This is a genomic window from Actinoplanes sp. ATCC 53533 (genome assembly GCF_003947245.1).
Map to the genome: position 1 here is coordinate 1 of NZ_QHHV01000335.1, position 10,212 is coordinate 10,212.

The 10,212-nt window shown below is 70.6% G+C and carries 8 protein-coding genes and 1 pseudogene; 5 read left to right on the forward strand and 4 right to left on the reverse strand.

The window, feature by feature from the left end:
- The 3 genes from DMB66_RS56310 to pknB all read left to right on the forward strand — a co-directional run.
- The coding region (locus DMB66_RS56310; protein WP_255441591.1) for a penicillin-binding transpeptidase domain-containing protein at positions 1-443 on the forward strand (443 nt) is incomplete at its 5' end.
- 1 nt (position 444) lies between these two features.
- The gene (locus tag DMB66_RS56315) at positions 445-1,824 is read left to right on the forward strand and encodes a serine/threonine-protein kinase (RefSeq protein WP_125812221.1); all 1,380 of its coding nucleotides are present in this window, start codon (positions 445-447) and stop codon (positions 1,822-1,824) included.
- Positions 1,821-3,626: a Stk1 family PASTA domain-containing Ser/Thr kinase gene (gene pknB / locus DMB66_RS56320; RefSeq protein ID WP_125812222.1), complete on the forward strand. Its 1,806-nt coding sequence runs from the start codon at positions 1,821-1,823 to the stop codon at positions 3,624-3,626. Before DMB66_RS56315 ends, pknB begins: the two co-directional genes overlap by 4 nt.
- A gap of 174 nt (positions 3,627-3,800) precedes the next feature.
- On the opposite strand, the gene DMB66_RS56325 is transcribed toward pknB, so the two are convergent.
- The 4 genes from DMB66_RS56325 to DMB66_RS56340 form a co-directional block, all read right to left on the reverse strand.
- Entirely contained in the window at positions 3,801-4,451 is a 651-nt protein-coding gene (locus DMB66_RS56325) for an aminodeoxychorismate/anthranilate synthase component II (RefSeq protein ID WP_125812223.1), read from the reverse strand.
- Positions 4,452-4,459: 8 nt separating this feature from the next.
- Positions 4,460-4,741, reverse strand: coding sequence for a hypothetical protein (locus DMB66_RS56330; RefSeq protein WP_125812224.1), 282 nt, complete (start codon positions 4,739-4,741; stop codon positions 4,460-4,462).
- 12 nt (positions 4,742-4,753) lie between these two features.
- A complete protein-coding gene (locus tag DMB66_RS65000; protein WP_370321336.1) occupies positions 4,754-5,668 on the reverse strand; it encodes a class E sortase in 915 nt (304 codons plus the stop codon).
- A gap of 2,384 nt (positions 5,669-8,052) precedes the next feature.
- Positions 8,053-8,862 carry a DUF881 domain-containing protein gene (locus DMB66_RS56340; RefSeq protein WP_125812225.1) on the reverse strand — a complete coding sequence of 270 codons (810 nt, stop codon included), beginning with the start codon at positions 8,860-8,862 and terminating at the stop codon, positions 8,053-8,055.
- Between the two features lie 168 nt (positions 8,863-9,030).
- On the opposite strand from DMB66_RS56340, the gene DMB66_RS56345 reads away from it, so the two are divergent.
- Positions 9,031-9,294, forward strand: a complete 264-nt coding sequence (locus DMB66_RS56345; RefSeq protein WP_125812226.1) for a cell division protein CrgA — start codon at positions 9,031-9,033, stop codon at positions 9,292-9,294.
- Positions 9,295-9,505: 211 nt separating this feature from the next.
- Positions 9,506-10,212 (forward strand): annotated as a pseudogene (locus DMB66_RS56350) (Fe-S oxidoreductase); the annotation flags it as partial.

Consider the following 10,212-nt stretch of genomic DNA (forward strand, 5'->3'; position numbering starts at 1 on the left):
GGATGACGACCATGCAGGGTGCGCTGATCGCCGCCACGGTGGCCAACGGCGGCAAGCAGATGCGGCCGTACCTGGTCCAGCAGCTGCTCAGCCCCGACCGGCGGCCGATCTACAACGCCAACCCGCAGACACTGCGGACGCCGGTGAACAGCCAGGTCGCCGGCGATCTGCGCGAGATGATGATCAGCGTCGTCGAGAACGGCACCGGCAAGAAGGCCAAGATCAGCGGCTTCGAGGTCGGCGGCAAGACCGGCACGGCCCAGAACGCCGAGGGCGCCGACAACCACGGATGGTTCGTCGGCTTCGCTTACAACGACAAGGGTGAGGCGGTTTCGGCAGTCTGCGTCATGCTGGAGAACGTGCCCGACGGAGGCGCGAGTGCTGAGGCTGCCCGGATCTCCGGGCTCATCATGAAGGCCGCCGCGGGCCAGGGAGGGGACTGACATGATCAGCCCTGGAGTCACCCTTGGCGGCCGGTACCGCTTGGACGAGCGGATCGCCGGCGGCGGCATGGGCGACGTGTGGCGCGGCACCGACGAGGTGCTGGGCCGGACGGTCGCCGTGAAGATTCTGCTTCCGGCCCTGCTGGACGAGCCCGGCTTCGCCGAGCGGTTCCGCGGCGAGGCCCGGACCATGGCCACGATCAACCACCCCGGTGTGGTCGACGTCTACGACTACGGCAGCGACCAGCAGCTCGCGTTCCTGGTGATGGAATACGTCGAGGGCGATGCCCTGTCGCGCACCCTGAGCCGGGTCGGCCGGCTGACCCCGGCGCGCACCATGGCCCTGGTCGCGCAGGCCGCCGACGCGCTGCAGGCCGCGCACGCGAACGGCATCGTGCACCGCGACGTCAAACCCGGCAACCTACTGGTGCGCCCGAACGGCACGCTGGTGCTCACCGACTTCGGCATCGCCCGTTCGGCCCTCGTCGGGCAGCTCACCGTGGCCGGCTCGGTGCTCGGCACGGCCTCCTACATCTCTCCGGAGCAGGCCTCGGGCGCCGTCGCCACGGCCGCCTCCGACGTGTACGCCCTCGGCGTGGTCGCCTACCAGTGCCTCTCCGGGCACCGGCCGTTCGACGGCGCCACCCCCATCGAGATCGCCATGAAGCACGTCCGGGACACCCCGCGACCGCTGCCGGCCGACATCCCGCCGGCGGTGCGTGCCATCGTCGACCGGGCCCTGGCGAAGGACCCGGGCGCACGCTGGCCCACCGCGTCGGCGATGGCCGCGGTGGCCCGCCAGGCCGCCTCGTCGCTTACCACCCAGGTGCACCAGCCTGCCGTGAACGGCTCGGCGCAGGTCGGCCACCCGCAGTCGGGTGGCCCGGCGATGAACAGGCCACAGTCCGGCGGCCCGGCGGCGAACAGGCCGTACTCCGGCGCCCCCGCCTCCGGCCCGCCCGGGCAGCCGGTCGCCGGGCAGGGCCGCCCGCCGTATCCGCCGATTCCCCGGCCGGTGAGCGGTTCGCAGGCGCGCGGCGCGGCCTCCGTACCGTCCGGGCAGCCGCCCTACCGGCATCCGTCGGCACCACCGTTGCAGCAGCCGATGCAGGGCGGCAAGCAGCCCGAGGGCTCCGGCGGCCGGCAGGTGCTCATCGTCCTGGCGGTGGTGCTGGCCCTGCTGGTGCTGCTCTGTGCCGGTGTCATCTCGTTCCTGCTCCAGCAGGGAAACGTAGCGCTGGGTGACGGCGGTCCGCCTGCCACGGCTGTGCGGGCGGGCGCGGCTGAGCCACGGGCGCCGGTGGCGTCGTACCGTCTTACGAAGCAGGTTGCTGCTCCGCACAGCCTGAACCACGCGACCGAAGGACGACAGACGCTATGACGGCGCAGGCCCGCCTGCTCGGTGGCAGGTACCAGGTCGGCGAGTTGCTCGGCTACGGCGGCATGGCTGAGGTGCACAAGGGCCGCGACCTCCGCCTCGGCCGGGACGTCGCGATCAAGATGCTGCGCACCGACCTGGCCCGCGACGCGACCTTCCAGGAGCGGTTCCGCCGGGAGGCGCAGAATTCCGCCGCCCTGAACCACCCGGCGATCGTCGCCGTCTACGACACCGGCGAGGAAGTGTCGTCGGCCGGCGAGAAGCACCCGTTCATCGTCATGGAGTTCGTCAACGGCCGGACCCTCAAGGAGGTCCTCGCCGCCGAGCAGCGCCTGCAGACCCGCAAGGCACTGGAGATCATCGCCGACATCGACGCCGCGCTGGAGTTCAGCCACCGGCACGGGATCATCCACCGCGACATCAAGCCCGGCAACGTGATGATCACGCAGAACGGCCAGGTCAAGGTCATGGACTTCGGCATCGCCCGGGCCCTGGCCAGCGGTGCCACCACGATGACCCAGACCAGCGCGGTCATCGGTACGGCGCAGTACCTGTCGCCCGAGCAGGCCCGCGGCGAGTCCGTCGACGCCCGCTCCGACGTGTACGCCGCCGGCTGTGTGCTCTTCGAGCTCCTGGTCGGACACCCGCCGTTCGTCGGTGACAGCCCGGTCAGCGTCGCGTACCAGCACGTCCGCGAGGACCCGAAGGCGCCGAGCGACATCAACCGCGAGGTCCCGCCGGACGTCGACGCGATCGTGCTCAAGGCGCTGGCCAAGAATCCGCTGAACCGCTACCAGAGCGCGCAGGAGATGCGCGCCGACGCGCTGCGCGCGGTCGCCGGGCGCCCGGTGCTGGCCACTCCGGTGATGTCCGAGGCCGAGACGATGGCGATGGCCGGCCCGCCGATGCGCGACCAGACGGCGATGACCCGGGCGATCCCGGCCGGGGTCGGCGGCCCGCGCGGCCCACAGCAGCCGGAACGCAAGACGTCATCCTGGGTGATGGCGGTGCTGGCAGCCCTCGGCGTGCTCGCCGTCGTGGCACTGGGCATCGGTCTGGCGCTCTCCCAGAACAACGGAAAAGAGCAGCAGCAGCCGGATCCGGTGGCGACGGCCCCGGTGCCGAAGGTGACAGGGCTGTCGGAGAAGGAAGCCACGTCCCGGCTCAAGGCGGCGGGCTTCCAGACCGTCATCATCGGCGATCCCATCCAGACGGATGACTGCGACAACAAGGTCGAGAAGCAGACCCCGGATCCGGCGCAGACGGTCGAGGTCACGACGTCCGTGACCCTCCAGATGTGCAGCAGCCCGTCGTCGACGACGGTGCCCAGCGACCTCAAGGGCAGCACCCGCGAGGCCGCCGAGAACGCACTGGTCAGGGCCCAGCTCGATCCGGAGTTCGAATCGGTCGACAGCGATGTGGAAGCCGGCCGCGTGGTCTCGGTCGAGAAGGCGGGCGAGCAGGTCAAGCCCGGCACGAACATCACCGTCAAGATCTCCAGGGGCAATCTGATCGAGGTGCCGTCGGTGGTCGGTAAGACCGAAGCCGTCGCGCGGGCGCTGCTGGAGGCAAAGGGATTCACCAACATCGACGTTGATTTCTCAGACGCGCAGGGTGAGCCGGGGACGGTGGTCGAGCAGACTCCGGGCGCCAAGCAGAAGAAGTCCAAGGACACCCAGATCACCCTGATCGTCATCGCCGAGCAGGAGCCGGACCCCAACGGCTCCGGCTCGCCGGATCCGAACGACACCGACCCGCCGGGCGGCGACGGCGGCGGTACGGGCGTCGAGGGTCTGCTCAACTGATCCACAGGCACGAGAAAGCCCGGACGCGTGTCGCGTCCGGGCTTTCTTCTTGGTTTGGGCCGGTTGGGCTGCGGTTCTCGCCTTGGGCCGGTCGGGCAGCGGTTCTCGGCTTGGGCCGGTTGGGCTGTGGCTCTCGGCTTGGGCCGATCGGGCTGTGGCTCTCGGCTTGGGCGGTTAGGCCGTGGCGAAGGCCGAGCGTCGGCGGGTCTCCACCTCGGCGGCTAGTTCCGGGGCGCGGTCCAGCGCCTCCGGCAGGCCGCACGCCGCCAGCCAGTTCGCCAGCATCGTGTGGCCGCCCTCGGTCAGCACCGACTCCGGGTGGAACTGCACGCCCTCGATCGGCAGGGTGCGGTGCCGCATCGCCATGACTACGCCGGACTCCGTCCAGCCGGTGACCTCGATCTCCTCCGGCAGGGTCTCCGGCAGGACGGCCAGCGAGTGGTAGCGGGTCGCGGTGAACGGGTCGGGCAGACCGGCCAGGACGCCGGTGCCCTTGTGCTGCACCGTGGAGGTCTTGCCGTGCAGCAGCTCGGGGGCGCGGGTGACGGTGCCACCGAACGCCGCGCCGATCGCCTGGTGGCCGAGGCAGACGCCGAACATCGGCAGCTTGCCCGCGTACGCCTTGATGACGTCCATCATGATGCCCGCGCGTTCCGGAGTGCCCGGTCCGGGCGAGAGCAGCACCCCGGCCGCGCCGAAGCCGGCGACCTCGGCCACCGTGATCTCGTCGTTGCGCCGGACCTCGCACTCGGCACCCAGCTGGCCCAGATACTGCACCAGGTTGAAGACGAACGAGTCGTAGTTGTCGATCACAAGGATGCGCACGGGATCACCTAGCTGGCCGTCGGTGCGGGCTCGTTCGAATGCTCGTTGTACGGAATCTCGTCGGGTCCCAGCAGCGAGTCGTCGCCGGGCACCGCGTTCGGGTCCTGCTGGGCCGGGCCGCCCTGCTCGGTGCCCGTGCCCACCTGCACGTCGTCGAAGGGCAGCAACGGCGTGGCCCACGGGAAGACGACGTACCAGAGCAGCGCACCGACCATCGTGACCAGCGCGAGTGAACCGGTCAGCTTGCCCCACAGGCCGAAGGGCAGCTTGCGCCAGATCCAGGCATACATCGCGGGCCCTCCCTACGCCTTCGTCTTGCCGATGTCGGCGGGCCGGCCGGCCTGCGGCAGGGCAGCGTCCCGCTTGACCGTGCTGACGAGCTCGGCGTGCACGATGAGCCGCTCGTAGTTGTTGAACTTCGGGTTGCACGTGGTCAGCGTGAGCATCGCCTCGGTCGGCTTGGCCTTCGGCTTACCGGGCACCGGCGCCACCACCTCGACGGCGCTGGGCTTCACGACCTGGCTGTTGCTGACCTTGTAGACATACCAGTTGGTGCGGGTCTCGACGCCGATCACATCGCCCGGCTTGAGCTCGTCCAGCCGCCAGAAGATCTTGCGGATCCGGTGACCGGCGACCGAGAAGTTGCCGACCTCGCCGGGATCCGCGGTGTCCGGATAGTGGCCGGGCGCGTACCGGATGTCCTGCGGCCGCACGCCGTTGACGACGACCCATTCCATGCCGAGCTTCGGGATGTAGAGCCGGCCGACCAGGTTCTTGCCGGGCGCGGCGGGCGCGGCCTTGGTGGGCGTGCTCGGGGCGACGGTGGGGTCGTTCCACTGATCGTCGAGCTCGGTGGCGAGCGTGTCCTGCTCGTTGTCGACCTTGGCCGAGTTGCCGAACACCTCGTACCCGGCGAAGAGCAGCACGATCAGCCCAAAGGTGATCATCAGCTCGCCGGAGACCCGGATCCCGGACCGGATGCGGGAACCCAGCGTCGGGCGGGTCAACTCGGAGTACACGCTCTTGTAACCCTCGTCGGTCTGCTCGGGCCGCAACTTGACGACCTTCTCACCTCGCCGCGGCTTCGCCTCGTCCGCCGCGCCGTCACCGCCGCCGGCATCAGGATCCGCGGCCACAGCGGCCGCCGCGGCCGCGACGGAAGCAGCGCCGACATTGCCGGATCCGCTGGGCAGAGGGGTACGCACAGAGTTGCTCACGTCCGAGGCTGACGAGGAACCGACCTTGGGCCGGATGGAGGGAAGCAATCCGGTCGGCGCGTCAGCGGTACGAATGATCGCGGTAGCGGACGGATCCTCGGCCTGGCGCGCCGACGATCCGTGACCGTGCCGCCCCTCGGCGTCACCGGGCCGATAGCCGGAACCGTCGTCCCGGCCGCCAGCGCTGATCGGCTTCCACTGACCGCCGGCCGAGGTGTCCGCGGCCGATCGCCGATCGCCACGCGACCTGAAGGCGTCCGCTACCGACTGGGACCCGCCGGAGGGCGCACCCGCCGCCTGCCGATCTCCCGCTGCGGATCCGGGCGCTTGCTGATCGGCATTGCGGGTCGATCGGCTGCCTTCGGCGCCTGCGTAGGCGCCGAGGGATCCGGGCGCTTGCTGATCCGCACCGCGGGCCGATCGGCCGCCTGCATAGGCGCCGGGGGATCCGGCTGCTTGTTGATCGGCATTGTGGGTCGATCGGCTGCCTTCGGCGCTGGCGTAGGAGCCACTCGCCGACGCAGCGCCGGCGGATCGGCGGCCGAGGCCGTTGGCGGCCTCAGCGTGGCCGGCGTCCTGGCGGTGGCCGGCCGACGTGTCCGGCGCCGCCCTGCGCTGCGGCATCTGTAGCTGCCTGTCGGCGGGACCGAACGACCCCGCGGGTGGCCGGGCCGGGGCGTCTTGTGGCGATCCTCGCCCGTCGGCGGGCTGCCCGCGGTAGCTGGTGATGGGCGCCGGATAGACGTCGTTGTCCTGGCCGATCGCCGGGCGGGTGTCGGGGGTGCGCTGACCACGGAGGCCGTCGGCGGCCGGGTAGCGGTCGTCGGGCCGCTGCGCAGCACTCGCGGCCGGCGATTCGCTGGCTGGCCGGAAGCCGTCGGCTCCGGGAGCGTCAGCCGAGGACCACCCGAAACGGACCTCGCTGCTGGCTGGTCGTGCGTGGTCGCCCCCAGCGGGAGCGCCACCGCCTGACCGTGCGTGGTCGCCAGCCGTCAGACCGTAGCTGTCAGGGCGTGCGGAATCGCTTCTGCCCGGTCCGCCGCCGCCCATCGGCCCGAGCGATGCCGGTCCGCCGCCACTCATCGGTGGGAGTAGCGCCGGTCCGCCGCCACTCATCGGTGGGAGTAGCGCCGGTCCGCCGCCACTCATCGGTGGGAGTAGCGCCGGTCCGCCGCCACTCATCGGTGGGAGTAGCGCCGGTCCGCCGCCACTCATCGGTGGGAGTAGCGCCGGTCCGCCGCCACTCATCGGTGGGAGTAGCGCCGGTGCGGCGCTGTCAGGCGGTGCGAGCGATGCTGGTGCGGCGCTGACAGGCGGTGCGAGCGGCGTCGGTGCGGCGCTGACCGGGCGTGTGTAGCCGGTCGAGGAGGCGGGAGCCCCAGCCTGGTCGTAGCGGCCCGGCGTGGGTGTCTCACTCAGGCGCCCGAAGGGACTTCTGGCCTCGCCAACCGCAGGACCCTCCCCGGAAGGACGGGCGAAGCCGTTCGGAGCGCTCTGCGCGGCCTGAACCGGGTCTACCGACCGGCCGGACCTGCTTACCGGCGCCGCCGCGGCGCCCGTGTCGACCGATTGCGCGGAGGCGGCCTGCCGGGCGGCCCGAGCCTCCTCGGCCGCCGCCGCGAAGAAGTCGAAGTCATTCGGCAGCGCGGCGGGAACAGGCCTGGGCACGACGGACGCGGACACGGGCGTGACAGCCACCGGCGCGGGCGCGACGGGCGGTGGGGGCGGAGGCGGAGGCGGAGGCGCGCTGGCTGCCGCTGGCGCGTTCGACCGCGTCGCTGGAGGGTCGTCGGTCTTGGCGGCAGCCCGAGCGGCCGCAGCGGCGCGGGCGACCACCGGATCAACGGCACCCGAGGGGGTGTCAGTCCGAATAATGGCGGTATCGGCAGCCGAAACCGCCCCACCGCCCCCCGCCGCCCCAACTGACGGAGCAGGAGACGACGCCACCCGCATCGGCGGGGCAGGCGACGAAGGAGCCTGGGCAAGGAGCGGCCCGGGAGACGCCGGAGCCCTCAATGAAGGCGCGGGAGACGCCGGAGCCGGAGCCGCGGGCGGCGCAGGAGACGGCGGGGTCTGGCCAAGAGCGCCCGGCGAATGCGGCGACCGACCCAGGTTCGGTGACGTCACGTCCGGAGCCGGAGAGGCGAAAGCAGGAGAGGCCACAGCAGCCTGCGGAACAGCGACAGCCGGCGAGATCGGACGTGCCTGGGCCGCCGGCCAAGGTGCCGTCCCGCCGAGGCTGGCAGGTGGGTCCAGCGGCCCGCCCGGCACCCCGTCAGGGGACGCGTCCGTGATCCGGGGGATGAAGGCCGTCTGGGCGTCGCTGTCGGGTGCGCGGTGCCGACCGGAGTTCGCCGCGCCCTCCTGGGCGTCCGACGTTTCCATCAGTCCGTGGCCTCGGCGGATCGGAGGTCACTCGACCCGTCGTACGCCCGCACAGTCACGTTCCTCTCGACGGTTTCCTGATAGCCGAGGCCGAAATCGGCCACCGCCGCACGGAATTGTTGGACTCCCTCTGCGGACTCCAACGCGCGATGCATCGCAGTGGGTTCGCCGATCGCCGTGATCTTGAATGGCGGGGAGAAGACTTGGCCGTGGAGCAGCAGCGTGTTGCCGACACAGCGTACCGCGCTCGTGGAGATCACGCGGACATCCATGATCGCCATTGCCTCGGCGCCGCCCGCCCATAACGCGTTCACCACCGCCTGGACGTCGCCCTGGTGTACGACCAGGTCGTCGTTCTCGGGCGCGTCCGTGCCGGCGCCGGTGGTCCGCTGCGGTGAGTCGTTGAGGTTGACCGTGATGCCGGGACCGTGCAGGGCTGTGAAGCCCGCGCCCCCGCGTAGCGCGTCCGCGCGCTCGCGCGCCTGCTTGACCGGCTCGTCGACGTTCGCCAGTTTCGCCGCGTCCTCGTCGACAGCCTTGCGCAGGCCGGCGGCCCGTTCCTCGCGATGTTCGAGCCGGGTCCGCTTGTCCGCGATGAGCTGAGTGAGCTGCGGCCGGCGGTCGTCACGCAGGGCCGTACCGTCGGCTGTCGTCGCCGAAGTGGTGAACAAGAGGCCGGCTGCGAGCCCGATCAGCGGGACCGCGACCGACCACCCGCGCTGCCGTTGATTCTTGCGACGGGGACGTAGTCCACCCAGGGCTCGTCGCAGGACAAGTCGCCACGAGGGCGCCCCCGTGGTGTACTCCACGTCGGTTGTCCTCCCTGGCTCGGCCGAAAAACCCACCGGCGGGTGCCTGTGCGCGCGCCGCCTTGACTACGCTAGCTATCGAACAGTATTCGCCACGGGCAGCTTTCGGGGTCCCCGGAGCCGCTCAGGGGTGGGTTGTTCACCACTTGTTGCCCTCAGGAGAGCGCCGTGCCGAAGTCACAGGTTCGCAAGAAGAAGGTCTACACCCCGCCGACGGACATTCGTCCGTCCGCGACGGCGACGTCGAAGAAGCCGAGTCCGGTGTGGCTGCCCATCACGGCGGTCGCACTGATCGTCTTCGGCATCTCCTGGCTGGTGGTGTATTACCTCTCGGAGCAGCAATACCCGGTCGAGGCGTGGCGGTATTGGAACCTCCTCGTCGGTTTCGGCTGCATGGTCGCCTCGCTGGGCATCCTGTCCCGCTGGCGATAGCCTCCGAGCCCGCCGCGCGGCCCTCGGCCACGCGGTAGCGTGATCTTCGTCTGATTTGTCCGACAGCGCACCCGGCGCTCGAGCCGCGGGGTGCGCTTTCGACTGCGAACTGTCAGATGAACTGAAAGACCCGTCCGGACTGCCGCTCGCAATCTGATTACTCGTGGGTAACATAGGCCGGCGAGCCAGCCGACCGAGGAGGCACAACCACATGGGCACAGTGCAGATCGTCGCCACCGTCCTGGCGGGTGCCGTCACCCTCGTCGCCGTCGCGCTCGCCGTACGCGCGGTCATGCGGATCACCGCGGTGATCCGGCAGGGTAAGCCGGACCCGGAGCGCTTCGCCGGCAAGGGCGCCCGGACCCGCACCATGCTGGTCGAGACCCTGGGTCACACCCGGATGCTCAAGTGGAGCGTGATCGGCGCCGCGCACTGGTTCGTCATGGTCTCGTTCATGATCTTGTTCCTGCTGGTGGTCGAGGCCTACTTCGAGGTGGTCGACCCCGAGGGCGGCCTGCCGATCATCGGCCACTGGACGGTGTACGGCCTGGTCACCGAGATCATCGGCGTCCTCGGCCTGGCCGGCATCCTGGTGCTGGTCGCGATCCGGCAGCGGGACAAGCGGAAGAAGCTCTCCCGCTTCACCGGTTCGACGATGTGGCAGGCCTACTTCGTCGAGGCGATCATCATCGGGGTCCTGATCTGTGGGTTCCTGATCCGTGGCTTCAAGGTCGCCAACGACACCTTCGAATACGACGCCTGGGCCACCCCGGTCAGCCACGCCGTCGGCGCGATCCTGCCGGCCGCGGCGGACGGCCCCACCTGGGTCGCCCTGGTGAAGATCTTCATCTCGATGGGCTGGCTGATCACGATCGCCCTGAACGTGACGATGGGTGTCGCGTGGCACCGCTTCCTCGC